The 19,048-nt window shown below is 65.5% G+C and carries 13 protein-coding genes; 7 read left to right on the top strand and 6 right to left on the bottom strand.

Features of this window, described 5'->3' with window-relative positions; all coding sequences use genetic code 11:
* Positions 1-22 precede the first annotated feature (22 nt).
* From PKE72_RS02615 to PKE72_RS02600, 4 genes are all read right to left on the bottom strand, one after another.
* A complete protein-coding gene (locus PKE72_RS02615; RefSeq protein ID WP_271163919.1) occupies positions 23-1,984 on the bottom strand; it encodes a M61 family metallopeptidase in 1,962 nt (653 codons plus the stop codon).
* Between the two features lie 135 nt (positions 1,985-2,119).
* Positions 2,120-2,605 (bottom strand): hypothetical protein, encoded by a 486-nt coding sequence (locus PKE72_RS02610; RefSeq protein WP_271163918.1) that lies wholly within the window; start codon positions 2,603-2,605, stop codon positions 2,120-2,122.
* A gap of 138 nt (positions 2,606-2,743) precedes the next feature.
* The gene (locus tag PKE72_RS02605) at positions 2,744-3,298 is read right to left on the bottom strand and encodes an FKBP-type peptidyl-prolyl cis-trans isomerase (RefSeq protein WP_271163917.1); all 555 of its coding nucleotides are present in this window, start codon (positions 3,296-3,298) and stop codon (positions 2,744-2,746) included.
* Between the two features lie 37 nt (positions 3,299-3,335).
* Positions 3,336-4,175: an alpha/beta hydrolase gene (locus PKE72_RS02600; RefSeq protein WP_271163916.1), complete on the bottom strand. Its 840-nt coding sequence runs from the start codon at positions 4,173-4,175 to the stop codon at positions 3,336-3,338.
* Between the two features lie 382 nt (positions 4,176-4,557).
* Here PKE72_RS02600 and rpoB point away from each other — a divergent pair, with 382 nt between their 5' ends.
* On the top strand, positions 4,558-8,673 hold the full coding sequence (gene rpoB / locus PKE72_RS02595) for a DNA-directed RNA polymerase subunit beta (protein ID WP_271163915.1): 4,116 nt from the start codon (positions 4,558-4,560) through the stop codon (positions 8,671-8,673).
* 102 nt (positions 8,674-8,775) lie between these two features.
* A complete protein-coding gene (gene rpoC, locus PKE72_RS02590) occupies positions 8,776-12,972 on the top strand; it encodes a DNA-directed RNA polymerase subunit beta' (RefSeq protein WP_271163914.1) in 4,197 nt (1,398 codons plus the stop codon).
* Positions 12,973-13,042: 70 nt separating this feature from the next.
* On the opposite strand, the gene PKE72_RS02585 is transcribed toward rpoC, so the two are convergent.
* Both PKE72_RS02585 and PKE72_RS02580 read right to left on the bottom strand, forming a co-directional pair.
* Positions 13,043-13,840, bottom strand: a complete 798-nt coding sequence (locus tag PKE72_RS02585) for a hypothetical protein (RefSeq protein WP_271163913.1) — start codon at positions 13,838-13,840, stop codon at positions 13,043-13,045.
* Positions 13,837-14,523 carry a hypothetical protein gene (locus tag PKE72_RS02580; protein ID WP_271163912.1) on the bottom strand — a complete coding sequence of 229 codons (687 nt, stop codon included), beginning with the start codon at positions 14,521-14,523 and terminating at the stop codon, positions 13,837-13,839. Before PKE72_RS02580 ends, PKE72_RS02585 begins: the two co-directional genes overlap by 4 nt.
* Before the next feature lie 116 nt (positions 14,524-14,639).
* On the opposite strand from PKE72_RS02580, the gene PKE72_RS02575 reads away from it, so the two are divergent.
* The 5 genes from PKE72_RS02575 to PKE72_RS02555 form a co-directional block, all read left to right on the top strand.
* A complete protein-coding gene (locus PKE72_RS02575) occupies positions 14,640-15,227 on the top strand; it encodes a hypothetical protein (protein WP_271163911.1) in 588 nt (195 codons plus the stop codon).
* Between the two features lie 290 nt (positions 15,228-15,517).
* Complete coding sequence (rpsL, locus tag PKE72_RS02570; RefSeq protein WP_008260482.1) at positions 15,518-15,892, top strand: 30S ribosomal protein S12; 375 nt, start codon at positions 15,518-15,520, stop codon at positions 15,890-15,892.
* 81 nt (positions 15,893-15,973) lie between these two features.
* Positions 15,974-16,447: a 30S ribosomal protein S7 gene (rpsG, locus tag PKE72_RS02565; protein WP_267513794.1), complete on the top strand. Its 474-nt coding sequence runs from the start codon at positions 15,974-15,976 to the stop codon at positions 16,445-16,447.
* A 165-nt stretch (positions 16,448-16,612) separates the two neighbouring features.
* Positions 16,613-18,691, top strand: a complete 2,079-nt coding sequence (gene fusA, locus PKE72_RS02560; protein ID WP_271163910.1) for an elongation factor G — start codon at positions 16,613-16,615, stop codon at positions 18,689-18,691.
* A gap of 106 nt (positions 18,692-18,797) precedes the next feature.
* A partial coding sequence (locus PKE72_RS02555) for a GTP-binding protein (RefSeq protein ID WP_271163909.1) occupies positions 18,798-19,048 on the top strand: 251 nt, incomplete at its 3' end.

The following is a 19,048-nucleotide window of genomic DNA, read 5'->3' as shown; positions in this document are numbered from 1 at the left end:
GGAATGACGAAAGGGGTGAGCGTTAACGCTTGCGGGGCGTCAGGATGTCGCCCAGGCGGTCGGGGGTTCCCTCGATCCGTTCCAGGCGGGGGTAGCGCAGGCCGTCGTGGTAGGGCAGGGCGACGGTCTTGTACTGGTCGCCGTCCTTGACGATCAGGGTCACGGAGACGGCGGGATCCTTGGCGGCGGTGACGGCGGCGGCGAGGCGATCGGGGTTTGAGGCTTGGCCGTTGACGGCGACGATCTCCATGCCCGGCGCCAGGCCGGCGTCGAAGGCCGGGCTGCCCCACTGGACGCTGCGGATGGCGTTGTTCTCGCCGGTCTGGAAGCCCAGGGAGTAGGTGAAGTCGTTGCGCTTCAGCTCTGCGAGCAGGGTCTTCTGATAGGCGGTCGGGGTCTCGCCATAGGCCAGGCGCCAGCCGCCGCGCGTCAGGCCGTCGAGGGGGGCGTGGGCGTCGGGGCCGGTCGCGTCCAGCCGGGTGCGCAGGAAGGTCGCCCAGTCGTTGGCGACGACGCCGTTCAGCGCCGCGACCACGTCCTCGAAAGTGTAGGGCGCCGGTTCGAAACTGCCGTCCTGGACGCCGTAGAAGGCCTTGGCGAAGTCATCCAGCGACTTGCGGCCGCCGGTCTTCTCCCGGATCGTCGTGTCGACGTCGAGCCAGATCAGTTGGCCCTCCGAGTAATAGTCCTCGTCCCGCTGCCACGACAGCCAGCCCTTGGGTCGGCGCTGGCTGATGATCGGGTCGTTGGTCGTGTCCTGGAGCGCCCGCCACTGGCGGCCGACGCGGGCGTCATAGGTCGCGGCGGTCATGGCCAGGGACTCCATCGCCTGGTCCTTGGTCAGCAGGCCCGAGCGGGCGGCGACGACCTGGCCGTAATACTGGGTCTGGCCTTCGTAGACCCAGAGCAGACTGTTCTGCATCGGGCCGTTGAAGTTGGGGACGAGCTGGTCGGCGGGGCGACGCCATTTGCCGTCCCAGGAGTGGTTCATCTCGTGGCTGAGCAGGTCGCGGTCGCCGAGGTGGGTGGCCCAGCCGGTGAAGAACTCCGGATCGACCGAGTTCTCGGAGCTGCGGTGATGTTCAAGCCCGATGCCGCCCAGCTTGTCGGTCATGGCGATCAGGAAGTCGTAGTGGTCGAAATGGCGGGCGCCGTACAGGCGGTCCATCTGGTCGACCAGATTGCGCAGGATCTGGATCTGCTCGTCGGTGGCCTCAAGGTTCTTGGCCTCGTCGGCGACGAAGTTGGCGCGGACGGGGGAGCGGCCGCCGGGGTTGAGGTCGATCTGGCGATAGTGGAGGCCGGCGAAGACGGGGCTGTCCACCAGGATTTCCAGATTGACCGGCTTGAAGGTCTGGAGGTCGCCGGTCTTGGTTTCGGGCTCCAGCGCCGTGCCGAACCGCCAGCCGGTCGGGAACTTGACCGTGGGCTGGACCATGATGTTCCGCGACCAGTGGCCGGCGGGATAGAGCAGCATCTTCTCCCACTGGATGTTCAGCATCTCGGGCGTCATCGTCACCCGGCCCTGATTGCCGCTGGTCGGCGACAGGTGCTCCATGGTCACGGTCAGGCCGGTCGCGCCGGTGGGGACGGTCAGGTGGTACGCGAAGGGCGACAGGGTGTCGCGCACCCATTCGACCCGCTGGCCGTTGGCGGTGATCTCGATCCCGGCCAGTTGGGTGATCGGGCCGACGGGACCGTGGTTGCCGGGCAGCCATTCGGGGAAGAACAGGGTCATCGGACCCGGCTGCGCCACCGGAATGGTCTCGGTGATCGCGAAGATGTGCTGGGCCAGGTTGGTGGCGTCGATATCGAGCGTGATCACGCCCGGATAGGCGACGTCGCGGGCGGCCGGGATGGCGGGCAGGGGCGCCGCCAGGGCGGGGGGCGCGGCCGACGCCTGCTGGGCCAGGGCCGCAGGCGCGGCGGAGACAAGCAGGAGGCCAAGGCTAAGCCCGAGGGCGCTCAGGCGGGAGGGGATCATCAGCACGAACTCTCAAGCCACTGGGGAGGGCGCGACAGTCCGCCGCAGGGGGCGGGGCGTCAAGGCTTGAGACGGGCTGAAATTGCACTCCGCGCCCTAAAACAGTGCAAGTGCAAAAGAGTGCAATTCGCCCGGTCAGTCTTCTTCCCTCGGTCTCAGCGGGGGGACTTCGGGCAAGAAGGGTGCGCTTTCCGGGTCAGTGGCCCAGGCGTAACTGAGCACGGTCGCCTTGTCATAGTTCGCCATCTGGAACAGATCCTGGTGCAGCCTGGTCCAGCCGCGCGCCTCGATCAGCCGGCCCTCGCGCACCGCACGGGCGACATTGGCCCAGGCCAGACGCGCGATGTCCGCCGAGCTGCAGGGCGCGCCGGCGTCCAGCAAGGCGACATCTTCGGGAGGCTGCTGGGCGAGGACATCGCCTTTGGTCTGGTCGCAAAGGCGCCAGGCTTCAGTCCGGGCGCGCCAACGAAAGGTCGACAGGCTGAGGCCATGGCGCTCGCAGACCTCGGCGGCCGGGGCGCCGGCAAGATAGTCGGCGCGGGCGGCGGCCCAGACCTTGGGGGAGCGCCGGGTCCAGGGAGACGGCGGGGCGGCGACGGGGTTTGAAAGATCATCGGTCATGCCGATCATCTTGCTTGAGCCGCCAGCTCAGGCGCGCTGGAAGGCGAATTTAGTTCTCAAGTCGTTGAACTATTGGAAGAACGATTTCAGAATTAGGCAATCCGACGGGGTGTTGCGCGCCCAATTCGCTCTGATCGTTCAGCCCGCAGGCTTGACCTCCAGCAATTCGACCGAGAAGCGCAGGGTCGAATTGGGCGGCAGTTCGCCGCCGCCGACCCAGCGCGAGCCGTAGCCGAGCGAGGCGGGGATGACGAACTCGTAGATCTCGCCCACGCGCATCAGGGCGACGCCCTCGGTCCAGCCCTTGATGACGCGGTTGAGCGGGAATTCGGCCGGTTCGTTGCGGGCGTAGGAGCTGTCGAACTCGCGCCCGTCGATGAAGGTGCCGCGATAGTGGACCTTGACCGTGTCGGTGGCGGCGGGCTGGGCGCCGTTCGGATGGGCCTTGCCGACGCGGCGGTACTGCAGGCCGCTTTCGGTGGTGGTCCAGCCGCGCCGGGCGCCGTTCCAGGCCAGATATGCGGTGTTGCCCACGTCCCAGGCCTGCTGTGGCGTCAGGGAAGATTGGCCCTCGACCTCGGCGGCGGCGCGGGCGGCGGCCGAGGCGGTCTCGGCATAGGTGACGGGTTCGCCGCGCGAGGCGCAGGCGGTGAGCGAGAGGGCGGCGAGCAGGGGCAGGACGATGCGAGTCATAAGGCGACGCTAGGACGCTGAGTGGCCGGCGTCCAGTTCAGAGCCCCGCCAGCGCAGCCGAAACGCGCGGCTGGAAGTCGGCCTGTTTGCCTACGTCGTTGTGGCCGGCCTGGGGGAAGCTGAGGTGTTCGACATGGACGCCTTCGGCCTCAAGTTCACTGGCCAGGCGGCGACTGAGGGACGCGGGCAAAGTGTCGTCGCGCCCGGCCTCCAGCACCACCACCTTGCCGGGGTATCCCTGAAGCGCGGCCGGGATGTCGATACTGTTCAGATTGGGCGCGATGTGGATCCGTACGAAGGGGCGGGCCCAGCCGACCATGGTGTCCACGGCGGCGCGGGTGCTGGGGGTCGTCGTCTCCAGCACCAGGGCGTCGGCGTGCATATATTGCGCGGCCTGGGCGCAGACGGGGCCGCCCAGGGAATGGCCCCAGGCGATCAGCTTGCGGCCCTCGGCGTCGGCCTGGGCGCGGGCGGCGTCGGCGACGGCCGTGCCGGCGGCCATGAAGCTCGCATAGTCCGCCTGGCCCGCTGTGTCGCCATAGCCGGGATAGTCGAACATCAGGGCGTCGCCGAACGGCGCCAGCTTGGCGGCGGTCTTGCCCGCGCCGGCGCTGCGCCGGAACAGATTGCCGCCGCAGAACAGGATCAGGGGCGCGTCCGCGCGACCGGTCCGAACGCGGGTGACGCCCACGGTTCCCCCCGAGTAGGGCAGGCTGAGGACATCGGCCTCAAAGCCCATAGGAATATCAGGGGGCAGAGTGACCTTTTCGGCGACCAGACGGGTATCGGGATAGAAGAAGGCGTCCTCAGCGACGTTCATCGACAGGCAGCCGGACACCAGAACGGCGGCGGCCAGAATCATAAGGCGTCGGTGCATGTTTCGCGCTCCCCCGGAACGATCATGCGGCGGTCGTCGGGGTTGTCAATCGGGCGCCGACGAAGCGATTGAGGGAAGGCGACGTCTGGTTCCCGAAAAACTGCGATCCAGGTCTTTATTTCGCCGTGGAAGCGAGTATATGTCCGCGTTCCGCAACACTCCTAAAGAGTCTGCGCGCAAGCGCCGAGGCCCGGTCCGTCGCCCTCCGACCGGAGCGAAGGCGCGGCTCCTTCCCCAGGGAGCCGGTACAATTCAGGCGTCCTGGCCCGGCAGCGGGCCGAGGGTGGACGCCGAAAACCTGGCTGCGGACGCGGAAACGCGCGCCGTGGCTGCTGCATTTCACGCGCGACTTCCCCGGGTCGTGCGTCATGGGAAACACTGAATGACTGACGTCGCCCACGATCTCGCCATCAACGGTCAGATCGCCTCCGCCACCTCGTTCACCGGCAAGAAGCGCATCCGCAAATCCTTCGGGCGCATCCCCGAAGCGGTCGCGATGCCGAACCTGATCGAGGTCCAGCGCGCTTCCTACGAACAGTTCCTGCAACGCGAGGTCCGTCCGGGCCAGCGCAAGGAGCAGGGCATCGAGGCGGTCTTCAAGTCGGTGTTCCCGATCAAGGACTTCAACGAACGCGCCATTCTGGAATACGTCTCGTACGAGTTCGAAGAGCCGAAGTACGACGTCGAGGAGTGCATCCAGCGCGACATGACCTATGCCGCGCCGCTGAAGGTCAAGCTGCGCCTGATCGTGTTTGAGACCGACGAGGAAACGGGAGCCCGTTCGGTCAAGGACATCAAGGAGCAGGACGTCTACATGGGCGATATCCCGCTCATGACGGACAAGGGCACCTTCATCGTCAACGGCACCGAGCGTGTGATCGTCTCGCAGATGCACCGTTCGCCGGGCGTCTTCTTCGACCACGACAAGGGCAAGACGCACAGCTCGGGCAAGCTGCTGTTCGCCGCCCGCGTGATCCCGTACCGCGGTTCATGGCTCGACTTCGAGTTCGACGCCAAGGACGTGGTCTATGTCCGCATCGACCGCCGCCGCAAACTGCCGGCCACGACCTTCCTGATGGGTCTGGGCATGGACGGCGAAGAAATCCTGAAGACCTTCTACGAGACCGTGCCTTACGAGAAGCGCGGCGAAGGCTGGGTCACGCCGTACAAGGCCGAGCGCTGGCGCGGCGTGAAGCCGGAGTTCGACCTGGTCGACGCCGACACCGGCGAAGTGATCGCCCAAGCCGGCCAGAAGATCAGCGCCCGCGCCGCCAAGAAGCTGGGCGACACCACGACCTCGCTGTCGCTGGCCGCTGACGCCCTGGTCACCAAGTATCTGGCCAATGACGCCGTCAACTTCGAGACCGGCGAAATCTTCGCTGAGGCCGGCGACGAGCTGGACGCCCCGACCATCGAGGTGCTGGAGCAAAACGGCTTCACCACCATCGAGGTGCTGGACATCGACCACGTCACAGTCGGCGCCTATATGCGCAACACCCTGCGCATCGACAAGAACGACACCCGCGAGGACGCCCTGTTCGACGTCTATCGCGTGATGCGTCCGGGCGAGCCGCCCACCCCGGAAGCCGCCGACGCCATGTTCAACTCGCTGTTCTTCGACAGCGAACGCTACGACCTGTCGGCCGTCGGCCGGGTCAAGATGAACATGCGCCTGGAGACCCCCGAGGTTTCCGACGAGATCCGCGTCCTGCGCAAGGACGACGTGCTGAAGGTGCTGCAGATCCTGGTCGGCCTGAAGGACGGCCGGGGCGAGATCGACGACATCGACAACCTGGGCAACCGCCGGGTCCGTTCGGTCGGCGAACTGCTCGAGAACCAGTACCGTGTCGGTCTGCTGCGGATGGAGCGCGCCATCAAGGAGCGCATGTCCTCGGTCGATATCGACACGGTCATGCCGCACGACCTGATCAACGCCAAGCCGGCCGCCGCTGCGGTTCGCGAGTTCTTCGGTTCGTCGCAGCTGTCGCAGTTCATGGACCAGACGAACCCGCTGTCGGAAATCACCCACAAGCGTCGTCTTTCGGCGCTTGGCCCGGGCGGTCTGACGCGTGAGCGCGCCGGCTTCGAAGTCCGCGACGTTCACCCGACCCACTACGGCCGTATCTGCCCGATCGAAACGCCGGAAGGCCCGAACATCGGCCTGATCAACTCGCTGGCCACCCACGCGCGCGTCAACAAGTACGGCTTCATCGAGAGCCCGTATCGTCGCGTGAAGGACGGCGTGGCCCAGAACGAGGTGGTCTACATCTCGGCCATGGAAGAGTCGAAATATACGATCGCCCAGGCCAACATCGAACTGAAGAACGGCAGCATCGTCGAGGACCTGGTCCCCGGCCGGATCAACGGCGAATCCCAGCTGCTGAACCGCGACGCCGTGGACATGATGGACGTGTCGCCGAAGCAGGTCGTTTCGGTCGCCGCCGCCCTGATCCCCTTCCTGGAAAACGATGACGCCAACCGGGCCCTGATGGGCGCGAACATGCAACGTCAGGCGGTGCCCCTGGTGCAGTCGGACGCGCCGCTGGTCGGCACCGGCATGGAAGCGGTCGTGGCCGTGGACTCCGGCGCCGTTGTGGTGGCCCGTCGTGAAGGCGTCGTCGAACAGATCGACGGCACCCGGATCGTCGTGCGCGCCACCGGCGACGTGGACGCCGCCCGTTCGGGCGTGGACATCTATCGCCTGTCGAAGTTCCAGCGTTCCAACCAGTCGACCTGCATCAACCAGCGCCCGATCGTGCGCGTGGGCGACCAGGTGAAGGCCGGCGACGTCATCGCCGATGGCCCGTCGACGGACCTGGGCGAACTGGCCCTGGGCCGCAACGCCCTCGTCGCCTTCATGCCCTGGAACGGCTACAACTTCGAAGACTCCATCCTGATCTCGGAGCGCATCGTGCGCGACGACGTCTTCACCTCCATCCACCTCGAGGAATTCGAAGTGATGGCGCGTGATACGAAGTTGGGCCCGGAAGAAATCACCCGCGACATCCCCAACGTCGGCGAGGAAGCCCTGCGCAACCTTGACGAAGCCGGCATCGTGGCCATCGGCGCCGAAGTCCAGCCGGGCGATATCCTGGTCGGCAAGGTGACGCCGAAGGGCGAAAGCCCGATGACCCCGGAAGAGAAGCTGCTGCGCGCCATCTTCGGCGAGAAGGCATCGGATGTGCGCGACACCTCCCTGCGCCTGCCGCCCGGCGTCGCCGGCACGATCGTCGACGTCCGCGTCTTCAACCGTCACGGCGTCGACAAGGACGAGCGCGCCATGGCGATCGAACGCGCCGAGATCGAACGCCTGGGCAAGGACCGCGACGATGAGCTCAAGATCCTGGAGCGCAACGTCTATGGCCGCCTGAAGCCGCTGATCCTGGGCAGGAACGCTGTCTCCGGTCCGAAGGGCATCGGTCGCGGCGAACTGACCGAAGAGAAGCTGGCCGAGGTCAGCCGTGGTCTGTGGTGGCAGATCGCCCTGGACGACGAGAAGGCCATGGGCGAGCTGGAGGCGATGAAGCGCCAGTTCGAAGACGCCCGTAAGCAACTGGACCGTCGTTTCGAAGACAAGGTCGAGAAGCTGCAACGCGGCGACGAACTGCCCCCCGGCGTGATGAAGATGGTCAAGGTCTTCGTGGCCGTGAAGCGCAAGCTTCAGCCCGGCGACAAGATGGCCGGCCGTCACGGCAACAAGGGCGTCATCTCCAAAATCCTGCCGATCGAGGACATGCCGCACCTGGAAGACGGCACGCACGTTGACGTCGTTCTGAACCCGCTGGGCGTGCCTTCGCGCATGAACATCGGCCAGATCTTCGAGACCCACCTGGGTTGGGCCGCCGCCGGCCTGGGCAAGCAGATCTCCGGTCTGCTGGAAGCCTGGCAAGCGGGTGGTCAGAAGCAGGCCCTGATCGATCGTCTGACCCATATCTACGGCCCGGAAACCCCGTTGCCGCAGGATGAGGAAGAGCTGATCGAACTGGCGAAGAACCTGTCCAAGGGCGTGCCCTTCGCGACCCCGGTCTTCGACGGCGCGCACATCGGCGACATCGAGCGTCTGCTGGAAGAGGCGGGGCTGAACAAGTCGGCCCAGTCGATCCTGTATGACGGTCAGACCGGCGAGCAGTTCAAGCGTCCGGTCACGGTCGGCTACATCTACATGCTGAAGCTGCACCACCTGGTCGACGACAAGATCCACGCCCGTTCCATTGGCCCGTACTCGCTGGTCACCCAGCAGCCGCTGGGCGGCAAGGCGCAGTTCGGCGGTCAGCGCTTCGGGGAAATGGAGGTCTGGGCTCTGGAAGCTTACGGCGCCGCCTACACCCTGCAGGAGATGCTGACGGTGAAGTCCGACGACGTGGCCGGCCGGACCAAGGTCTACGAGGCCATTGTCCGCGGCGACGACAGCTTCGAGGCCGGCATTCCCGAGAGCTTCAACGTGCTCATCAAGGAAATGCGTTCGCTGGGTCTGAACGTGGAGCTGGAGAACAGCTGAGCCGGATCAAGGCCCTCTCCCGCGTCGGCGGGGGAGGGCGGTCCCGCCGCCTCTCTCCGTTCTGAATAATTTTCGCGGCCCCCGCCGCAGAAGGAAAACAAGATGAACCAGGAAGTCCTGAACATCTTCAACCCGGTCCCGGTCACCCCGACCTTCGACCAGATCAAGATCGCCCTGGCCTCGCCGGAGAAGATCCGGTCGTGGTCGTTCGGTGAGATCAAGAAGCCGGAAACCATCAACTACCGCACGTTCAAGCCCGAGCGTGACGGCCTGTTCTGCGCCCGTATCTTTGGCCCGACCAAGGACTACGAATGCCTGTGCGGCAAGTACAAGCGCATGAAGTACAAGGGCATCATCTGCGAGAAGTGCGGCGTTGAAGTCACGCTGGCCCGCGTTCGCCGCGAGCGTATGGGTCACATCGACCTGGCCGCCCCGGTCGCCCACATCTGGTTCCTGAAGTCGCTGCCGTCGCGCATCTCGCTGATGCTGGACATGGCGCTGAAGGACGTTGAGCGCGTCCTGTATTTCGAGAACTATATCGTCACCGAGCCGGGCCTGACCCCGCTGAAGCAGAACCAACTGCTGACGGAAGACGAGTTCTATCGTTACCAGGAAGAATACGGCGATGACGGCTTCACCGCCGAGATCGGCGCCGAGGCCGTCCGCAATCTGCTGATGGGCATCGACCTGCACGCCGAGGCTGAAAAGCACCGCGGTGAGCTGGCCGACAGTCCGTCGGAAATGAAGGCCAAGAAGGCGTCTAAGCGCCTGAAGCTGATCGAGGCCTTCCTGGAATCGGGCAACAAGCCCGAGTGGATGATCCTGACCATCGTGCCGGTCATCCCGCCGGAACTGCGTCCGCTGGTGCCGCTGGACGGCGGTCGTTTCGCGACCTCCGACCTGAACGACCTGTATCGCCGCGTCATCAACCGGAACAACCGCCTGAAGCGCCTGATGGAGCTGCGGGCGCCGGACATCATCATCCGTAACGAAAAGCGGATGCTGCAAGAGTCCGTCGATGCGCTGTTCGACAACGGCCGTCGTGGCCGCGTGATCACGGGCGCCAACAAGCGTCCGCTGAAGTCGCTGGCCGACATGCTGAAGGGCAAGCAAGGCCGCTTCCGTCAGAACCTGCTGGGCAAGCGCGTCGACTATTCGGGCCGTTCGGTCATCACCGTGGGTCCGGAACTGAAGCTGCACGAGTGCGGCTTGCCCAAGAAGATGGCGCTGGAGCTGTTCAAGCCCTTCATCTATGCGCGCCTGGACGCCAAGGGCCTGTCGGGCACCGTCAAGCAATCCAAGCGCATGGTCGAGCGCGAGCAACCCGCCGTCTGGGACATCCTGGACGAAGTCATCCGCGAGCACCCGGTTCTGCTGAACCGCGCGCCGACGCTTCACCGTCTGGGCATCCAGGCGTTCGAACCCAAGCTGATCGAGGGCAAGGCCATCCGCCTGCACCCGCTGGTCTGTACGGCGTTCAACGCCGACTTCGACGGCGACCAGATGGCCGTGCACGTCCCGCTGAGCCTTGAGGCCCAGCTGGAAGCGCGCGTGCTGATGATGTCGACGAACAACATCCTGTCGCCCGCCAACGGCAAGCCGATCATCGTGCCGTCGCAGGACATCGTCCTGGGTCTGTACTATCTGTCGCTGGTCAAGGACGGCGAGCCGGGTGAAGGCAAGCTGTTCGCCAATATCGGCGAGATCGACGCCGCCCTGGACGCCAAGGTCGTCACCCTGCACAGCCGCATCAAGGCGCGCTGGACGGAACAGGACGCCGAAGGCAAGGAGGTGACCAAGGTCATCGACACCACGCCGGGCCGGATGAAGCTGGCGGCTCTGCTGCCGCGCAACCCGAACGTCGGCTATCGTCTGCTCGAGAAGAACCTGACCAAGAAGGAAATCGGCAATCTGATCGACGTGGTCTATCGCCACTGCGGTCAGAAGGCGACGGTCATCTTCGCCGACCAGATGATGGGCCTGGGCTTCCGCGAGGCCGCCAAGGCGGGCATCTCGTTCGGCAAGGACGACATCGTCATTCCGGCGAAGAAGGCCGAGCTGGTCGCAGAAACCCGCACCCAGGTGGAGGAGTACGAGCAACAGTACGCCGACGGCCTGATCACGCGCGGCGAGAAGTACAACAAGGTCGTCGATGCTTGGGCCAAGGCCACGGACCGGATCGCCGACGCCATGATGGGCGAGATCGCGCAGCCGCGCGTGCTGATCGAGGGTGAAAATCCCGACATCAACTCGGTCTTCATGATGGCCAACTCCGGCGCCCGGGGTTCGCAGGCGCAGATGAAGCAACTGGGCGGCATGCGCGGCCTGATGGCCAAGCCGTCCGGCGAGATCATCGAGACGCCGATCACCTCGAACTTCAAGGAAGGCCTGACCGTCCTTGAATACTTCAACTCCACCCACGGCGCCCGTAAGGGTCTGGCCGACACCGCGCTGAAGACCGCCAACTCGGGTTATCTGACCCGCCGTCTGGTGGACGTGGCGCAGGACTCCATCGTCACCGAACAGGACTGCGGCTCGACGCGCGGCATCACTCTGCGTGCGGTCATGGAAGGCGGCGACGTCCTGGTCTCGCTGGGCGCCCGTATCCTGGGTCGCTATGCGGCCGAGGACATCAAGGAGCCGGGCACGGACACCGTCCTGTTCCCCGCCGACACCTATCTGGTGGAAGAAGTGGTCGAGGCTGTCGACGCCGCCGGCGTTCAGTCGGTCAAGGTCCGTTCGGCCCTGACCTGCGAGGCTGAAGCCGGTATTTGCGCCCACTGCTACGGGCGTGACCTGGCGCGCGGCACCAACGTCAACATCGGTGAAGCGGTCGGCGTCATCGCCGCCCAGTCGATCGGCGAGCCGGGCACCCAGCTGACGATGCGGACCTTCCACATCGGCGGTACGGCCCAGGTGGCGGAAACCTCCTTCATGGAGGCGACCAACGCGGGTGTGGCCAAGATCACCGGCCCGACCGTTACCGCCGCCCACGGCGACCTGGTGGCGATGAGCCGCAACGTCATCGTGACCGTGGTCGTGGACGGCAAGGATCGCGAAACCCACAAGGCCCCCTACGGCGCCCGGATCCGGGTCAAGGAGGGCGGCGAGGTCAAAAAGGGCCAACGTCTGGCGGAGTGGGACCCCTACACCACCCCGATCCTGACGGAAGTCGGCGGTCTGATCCGCTTCGAGGACCTGGTCGAAGGCCTTTCGGTCAAGGAAGAAACCGACGAAGCGACGGGCATCGCCCAGCGCGTCGTCAGCGACTGGCGCGCCAGCCCGCGGGGTTCGGATCTGCGTCCGGCCATGGGCGTCACCCTGGGCGACGCCTACGCCAAGCTGGCCTCGGGCTCTGACGCCCGTTACCTGCTACCCGTGGGCGCGGTTCTGTCCGTGTCGAACGGCGACGAGGTCAAGCCGGGCGAGATCATCGCCCGCGTGCCGACCGAAGGCGCCAAGACCCGCGACATTACCGGCGGTCTGCCGCGCGTCGCCGAACTGTTCGAAGCGCGTCGTCCCAAGGACTGCGCGGTCATCGCCGAGATGGATGGTCGCGTCGAATTCGGTCGCGACTACAAGAACAAGCGTCGCATCAAGATCACGCCGGAAGTCAACGCCGACGGCGTGCAGGGCGAACCGGTCGAGTTCCTGATCCCGAAGGGCAAGCACATCTCCGTCCACGACGGCGATCTGATCCAGAAGGGCGACTACATCATCGACGGCAACCCGGATCCGCACGATCTGCTGCGCATCCAGGGCGTCGAGGCGCTGGCCGAGTATCTGGTGAACGAAGTGCAGGAGGTCTACCGACTGCAAGGCGTGCCGATCAACGACAAGCACATCGAAGTCATCGTGCGTCAGATGCTGCAGAAGGTCGAAGTCCTGGATTCGGGTGAAACCACCCTGATCCGCGGCGACACCGTCGAAGTGGCCGAAGCCGTTCTGGAAAACCAGAAGGTCGAGAAGCGCGGCGGCCGGCTGGCCACCACCCAGCCCGTCCTGCTGGGCATCACCAAGGCGTCGCTGCAAACCCGCAGCTTCATCTCGGCGGCGTCCTTCCAGGAGACCACCCGCGTCCTCACCGACGCCTCGGTCCACGGCAAGAAGGACATGCTGGAAGGCCTGAAGGAAAACGTCATCGTCGGCCGTCTGATCCCGGCCGGTACGGGCGCCTATCTGCGGGCCCTGCAAAAGATCGCCAACGATCGCGATGCAGAGCTGACGCAAGCCCGCGAAGACGCGATCGAGCCGTTGCCGGCCGATCTGCAACTGGAGCTGGAGAGCAGCGAAGGCTGATCTCCGGGTTCGGATGTGATGAAATGAAGAGGGGCGGCGCCGGCGACGGCGCCGCCCTTTTCTATGGCCGTCAGTTGGAGGGGGCGGTCTGCCGGGGCCGTTCGCCCCGGTTGATCGTTGTCTGCGCGCCCTGGCGCATGTCGAGGCCGGGCACGTCAGGCAGCTGAGCGCCTGCGCATCCCGTGCCGAAGTTCGAGCCGACGCAGTCAGCGGGCCCGACCACGCCGACGCCGCCCGACAGTGGACGACGCTTGGCCTCCCATTCCGCCAGACGGCGCGCGCCCTCGCGGGCGAAGGCGGCGTCGCGCTGGGGATTGCCCGAGCCGGTGATCGGCGCGGCGTTCTCACCGCGTCGGGCGAATTCATCGCGGCAATGGCGACGTTCTGCATCGCTCAAAAGGTCAGGCGAGGCGCAGCCGGGCAGGCCCTGGCGCAGCGACCGCGCCATAGCCCCGCTGCGATTGGCAGGATCGACTCGCCAGACGTCGGCCGGGGGCGGCGCGCCGGGCGGCGCCGGGGCGGCCAGACGCGGACGCAGCGGAGCGGGGCGGGGAACGGCCTGTGTCTCGGGCGAAGGTGAGCGGACGGAGGGGGAGGGCGAGGACGTCGTCGGGGCGGCGGCGGGCTCGATGTCCGGCGTGGCCACGGTCGGTATGCGGGGCCGTTCGTCTTGCAGCAGGGGGCGGGGTTCTATGTCCAGATAGATCGGCGACGGTTCAGCGATAAAGTCTCGCCCCTCGATCCCCAGCGCCGTGAAAGACAGGGCGGCGATCAGGGCGGTGTTGATGGCGACAGACGCCGTCGCCAGACCCGCCTTGCGCCAGTCAGGCCGTCGGCGATTGGGACGGGGCAGGGCGGTCACACTCATTCACGACGCTTTCGCAGATTGGGCAGGAGGCCGTCCCGCGAAGAGAAGAGATCGACTTCAATATTCACGCCCTCGCACCCTGCGACCGGGTGGGGCGTCTCGCAAGGCGGATCGCCGCGCCGCGGTTCAGCCCGCCGGTCTTCCCAGGCGACCAATCGCCGTGCGCCGTGACGGGCGAAGACGGCGTCGCGATCGGCGTCGCCTGAGCCGGCGATAGGGTGCGCTGCCGCAGCGAATCGCCCCGCCCTCTCGTCGCAGTAACGACGCGCCTCGACCGCCAGCCTGTTCGGACCGTCGCAGGCCAGGGGCAGGCCGCGCGAAGGCGCACCGGGTCCGACCCGCCAGCGCGGATCGAAGGCGTCGCCGGGCGTTGGCGTTGGGCCTGGCGCGGTGAACGGGCCGGTCCGACTGACGTCTGGGCGCTGGATGCCGTGAGCGGTCTCTATGACGCGGTCCGGAGCGGTGTCGGACGCTGATACGGCTTGAACGGGCGTCCGCTCCTGGGCCAGGCGGGGGCGCCGCTCAATATAGAGATACAGGGGCGGGCTGGACAGGGCGCTGGGACGACTGGTGCGGGTCTCGGTCGTGGACAGTAGCGCGATCAAGCCCGCATTCAGGCCCATGGACGCGACCACAAGCCCCGCCGTTCGCCCTCTTGCCGGCCAGCCGCTCTCGGTCCGCATCCTAACCCCCATCACCCAAAATCGAGGCTGGGCTTCAAGCATGGCGGCTTTCGGGCGCTGGTTTGACTTGTTCGCGTCTCGGCTGTGTAGTGACGTCTTCGAGAGGGAGGGGACTGATGTCGATACTACTGGTCTTGGTCCTGTACCTCCAAGCCAGCCCGGCGGTCGCTAGGCCTTCTGCTGTCGATGACCTGCAGCATTGTCCCGCGGTACCGGTTGAGATGAATGCCGCTCGCGACTGGGAGGATTTCGAGTTTTCGACCGACACGCCCGGCAGTCCGATGTGGTACGCCGATCAGGGTTGTTACCGGCGAGCGGCCGAGGCCAGTCGGGAGTATCTGACGCGCGGGCCGCTGCTCGGGGTACGAGAGTCAGCCATTTCCCACCTTCATATGGCGCGGTACTTGGCGTTCGCCGGTGACGAAGCTGGAGCTGCGCAGGCGCTTGCCGGCGCGAGGCGCTCCGATCAGCGGACGGGCGCCGAGATCCCGCTAGACTGGAACGCCTATGTCGAAGGGCTCTATGGCTTCCTGGTCAAGGACCGGGGACTTCTGGAAGCGCGTTTGGCGAGGCTGCAACTTTCGCCGAACGAGGGCGACCATTATAACGGTCGAAACCTCTACTGGCTGTCGCGTTGTTTCGAGCGGACCTATATGGACGCTCAGACCGCAGCGGAATGCGCCGTCGAGCCCCCGCCGCCTTGACCTTTCTCCCCATCGCGCGTAGAAGCCGCGCACTTTCGAGGCGTGGCCGGTTCGCCGGTCGCTGAGATCGTGACAATCGAACGGACGGGCTGTGCCCGCCGGAACGCCCAAAGCGCGCGTTCCGGCCCTTTGTGTTTTCCGGCTTGCCGGAGCGAACCGAGGACTGTTTGTCGTCACGCGATCAGTCTCGATGACACCCGGGCGAGGGGATGGTCCCCCGTTCACAAGAAGGCGAGAGGCGCTTCGGTCGAAAGACACACGCCTCCATCAGAAGTCGAGATAAGTTTCGAATGCCTACGATCAACCAGCTGATCCGCAAGCCGCGCAAGCCCAAGCCCACCCGTAACAAGGTGCCGGCTCTGGAGGGTTCGCCCCAGCGTCGCGGCGTCTGCACCCGCGTCTACACCACGACCCCGAAGAAGCCGAACTCCGCTCTGCGTAAGGTCGCCAAGGTCCGTCTGGCCAAGAACGGCTACGAAGCCGTTTGCTACATCCCCGGTGAAGGCCACAACCTTCAGGAACACTCGGTTGTTCTGATCCGCGGCGGCCGCGTGAAGGACTTGCCCGGCGTTCGCTACCACATCCTGCGCGGCGTGCTCGACACGCAAGGCGTCAAGGACCGCAAGCAGCGTCGTTCGCACTACGGCGCCAAGCGTCCGAAGTAAGCCATTCGCGTCCGGGCCATCGCGCCTGGAGGCCTTTTCGAGATCTTCCCGGCGAGCGCCGGGCACTGCAAGGAATAACCTATGTCGCGTCGTCACCGCGCCCAGAAGCGTGAAGTTCTGCCGGATCCCAAGTTCGGCGATCTGATCGTCACCAAGTTCATGAACTACGTCATGTACGAAGGTAAGAAGGCCGTCGCCGAAAACATCGTCTACGGCGCCTTCGACATCCTGGCGGACAAGAAGAAGGAGCAGACTGCGGTCGAGACCTTCCACACCGCCCTGGACAATGTCGCGCCTTCGGTCGAAGTCCGCTCGCGTCGCGTCGGCGGCGCCACCTATCAGGTGCCGGTCGAGGTCCGTCCGGACCGTCGCCGCGCCCTGGCTATCCGCTGGCTGGTGAACGCTGCGCGCAAGCGCGGTGAAAACACCATGACCGAAAAGCTGGCCGCCGAGCTGCTGGACGCCTCGAACAACCGCGGCACCGCGGTCAAGAAGCGCGAAGACACCCACAAGATGGCCGAGGCGAACCGCGCCTTCAGCCACTATCGCTGGTAAGCGTCTTAAAACCGTCTCCCTTTCGAAGCTAAGGGTCGGTTCCTATCTAAGACTATCCGGCGCGGGCGGTTTAAGCTAAATCGCCCGCGCTCGCTTATCCGCCGCATCGACGATCATTCCCGGGGGCGCCGTCGCGTCCTTGACCTACTTCTAAGGCACGTTTTCATGGCTCGTACGCACAAGCTCGAGGACTACCGCAACTTCGGCATCATGGCCCACATCGACGCGGGCAAGACGACGACGACCGAGCGGATTCTCTATTACACCGGCAAGAACCACAAGATCGGCGAAGTCCACGACGGCGCCGCGACCATGGACTGGATGGACCAGGAGCAGGAGCGCGGCATCACCATCACGTCGGCCGCGACGACCGCCTTCTGGCAGGGCAAGCGCCTGAACATCATCGACACTCCCGGCCACGTGGACTTCACCATTGAAGTCGAACGTTCGCTGCGCGTCCTCGACGGCGCTGTGACCGTGCTGGACGGCAACGCCGGCGTGGAGCCCCAGACCGAAACCGTCTGGCGCCAGGCCGACAAATATTCGGTGCCGCGCATCGTCTTCGTCAACAAGATGGACAAGATCGGCGCCGACTTCGACGCCTCGGTCCAGTCGATCCGCGACCGCCTGGGCGCCAAGGCTGTGCCGATCCAGTTCCCGATCGGCGCCGAGTCCTCGCTGACCGGCCTGGTCGACATCGTCGAAATGCGTTCGGTCGTCTGGGACAACGACGCCCTGGGCGCCAACTTCACCGTCGGCGAGATCCCGGCTGACCTGCTCGACAAGGCCAACGAAGCCCGCCAGTACCTGATCGACAACGCAGTCGAACTGGACGACGAGGCGATGGAAGCCTACCTCGAAGGCACCGAGCCTTCGGTCGAAGTGCTGAAGAAGTGCATCCGTAAGGCCGTGCTGACCGGCGCCTTCTATCCGATCCTGTGCGGCTCGGCCTTCAAGAACAAGGGCGTGCAGACGCTGCTGGACGCCGTGGTCGATTATCTGCCGTCGCCGCTGGACATCCCGCCGACCCCGGGCATCGACTTCAAGACGGAAGAGCCGATCACCCGCAAGGCCTCGGACGACGAGCCCCTGTCGGTCCTGGCCTTCAAGATCATGGATGACCCCTTCGTCGGTTCGCTGACCTTCTGCCGCCTGTATTCGGGCAAGATGGAAACGGGCATGAGCCTGCTGAACTCCAGCCGTGACAAGCGTGAGCGCGTCGGCCGGATGCTGCAGATGCACTCGAACAACCGCGAAGACGTCAAGGAAGCCTTCGCCGGCGACATCGTCGCCCTGGCCGGCCTGAAGGAAACCCGCACCGGGGACACCCTGTGCGATCCGCTGAAGTCGCCCGTCATCCTCGAGAAGATGGAATTCCCGGCGCCGGTCATCGAGATCTCGGTCGAGCCCAAGACCAAGGCCGACCAAGAGAAGCTGGGCGTCGCCCTGGCCAAGCTTGCTTCGGAAGATCCGTCCTTCACCGTCTCGACCGACCACGAGTCGGGCCAGACCATCCTGAAGGGCATGGGCGAGCTTCACCTGGACATCAAGATCGACATCCTGAAGCGCACCTATAAGGTCGAGGCCACCATCGGCGCGCCGCAGGTCGCCTATCGCGAGTCGCTGGGCCGCAAGGTCGACATCGACTACACCCACAAGAAGCAGACCGGCGGTACGGGCCAGTTCGCCCGCGTCATGATCACTTTCGAACCGGGCGAACCCGGCTCCGGCTTCGTGTTCGAAAGCGCGATCGTCGGCGGCGCGGTGCCGAAGGAATACATCCCCGGCGTCGAAAAGGGCCTGAACTCCATCAAGGACTCCGGTCTGCTGGCGGGCTTCCCGCTGATCGACTTCAAGGCGACCCTGACGGACGGCAAGTACCACGACGTCGACTCCAGCGTGCTGGCGTTCGAAATCGCGGCCCGCGCCGCCTTCCGCGAACTGAAGGAAAAGGGCGCGCCGAAGCTGCTCGAGCCGATCATGGCGGTCGAGGTCGTGACCCCCGAGGAATACCTCGGCTCGGTCATCGGCGACCTGAACGGCCGTCGCGGCATGATCCAGGGTCAGGACATGCGCGGCAACGCCACCGTCGTGAACGCCTTCGTGCCGCTGGCCAATATGTTCGGCTATGTGAACACGTTGCGCGGCATGTCGCAGGGCCGCGCCCAGTTCACGATGCAATATGACCACTACGAGCCCGTGCCGCAGCACGTCGCCGACGAAGTGATCAAGAAGTACGCCTAAGCTTTTCCTTTCGGAAAAGCGGACCTAAAAGCGCCCGGCCCGAAAGCCGGGCGCCCTTAACCCCCAGACTGCAGGAACCCCGGTTCGGGGACCTAGGAGCTAGAAGATGGCCAAGGAAAAGTTCGAACGCACGAAGCCGCACTGCAACATCGGCACGATCGGTCACGTTGACCACGGCAAGACGACGCTGACGGCGGCGATCACGATGACGCTGGCCAAGGCCGGCGGCGCGAAGGCGATGGCCTATGCCGACATCGATGCTGCGCCGGAAGAAAAGGCCCGCGGCATCACGATCAACACGGCGCACGTGGAATATGAGACGGCCAACCGTCACTATGCGCACGTCGACTGCCCCGG

Origin of the sequence: Brevundimonas intermedia, from assembly GCF_027922165.1 — a bacterium.
In the GTDB taxonomy this organism is placed as follows: domain Bacteria; phylum Pseudomonadota; class Alphaproteobacteria; order Caulobacterales; family Caulobacteraceae; genus Brevundimonas; species Brevundimonas intermedia.
Note: the sequence above shows the minus strand (reverse complement) of the source record. Positions and strands in the feature narration are given on the sequence as shown.

Bases quoted from the DNA above. Each gene is read 5' to 3' on its own strand.
- PKE72_RS02585 (WP_271163913.1), bottom strand. From the start codon at position 13,840: ATGAGTGTGACCGCCCTGCCCCGTCCCAATCGCCGACGGCCTGACTGG.
- PKE72_RS02615 (WP_271163919.1), bottom strand. From the start codon at position 1,984: ATGATCCCCTCCCGCCTGAGCGCCCTCGGGCTTAGCCTTGGCCTCCTG.
- PKE72_RS02610 (WP_271163918.1), bottom strand. From the start codon at position 2,605: ATGACCGATGATCTTTCAAACCCCGTCGCCGCCCCGCCGTCTCCCTGG.
- PKE72_RS02605 (WP_271163917.1), bottom strand. From the start codon at position 3,298: ATGACTCGCATCGTCCTGCCCCTGCTCGCCGCCCTCTCGCTCACCGCC.
- PKE72_RS02600 (WP_271163916.1), bottom strand. From the start codon at position 4,175: ATGCACCGACGCCTTATGATTCTGGCCGCCGCCGTTCTGGTGTCCGGC.
- PKE72_RS02580 (WP_271163912.1), bottom strand. From the start codon at position 14,523: ATGCGGACCGAGAGCGGCTGGCCGGCAAGAGGGCGAACGGCGGGGCTT.
- rpsL (WP_008260482.1), top strand. From the start codon at position 15,518: ATGCCTACGATCAACCAGCTGATCCGCAAGCCGCGCAAGCCCAAGCCC.
- rpoC (WP_271163914.1), top strand. From the start codon at position 8,776: ATGAACCAGGAAGTCCTGAACATCTTCAACCCGGTCCCGGTCACCCCG.
- rpsG (WP_267513794.1), top strand. From the start codon at position 15,974: ATGTCGCGTCGTCACCGCGCCCAGAAGCGTGAAGTTCTGCCGGATCCC.
- rpoB (WP_271163915.1), top strand. From the start codon at position 4,558: ATGACTGACGTCGCCCACGATCTCGCCATCAACGGTCAGATCGCCTCC.
- fusA (WP_271163910.1), top strand. From the start codon at position 16,613: ATGGCTCGTACGCACAAGCTCGAGGACTACCGCAACTTCGGCATCATG.
- PKE72_RS02575 (WP_271163911.1), top strand. From the start codon at position 14,640: ATGTCGATACTACTGGTCTTGGTCCTGTACCTCCAAGCCAGCCCGGCG.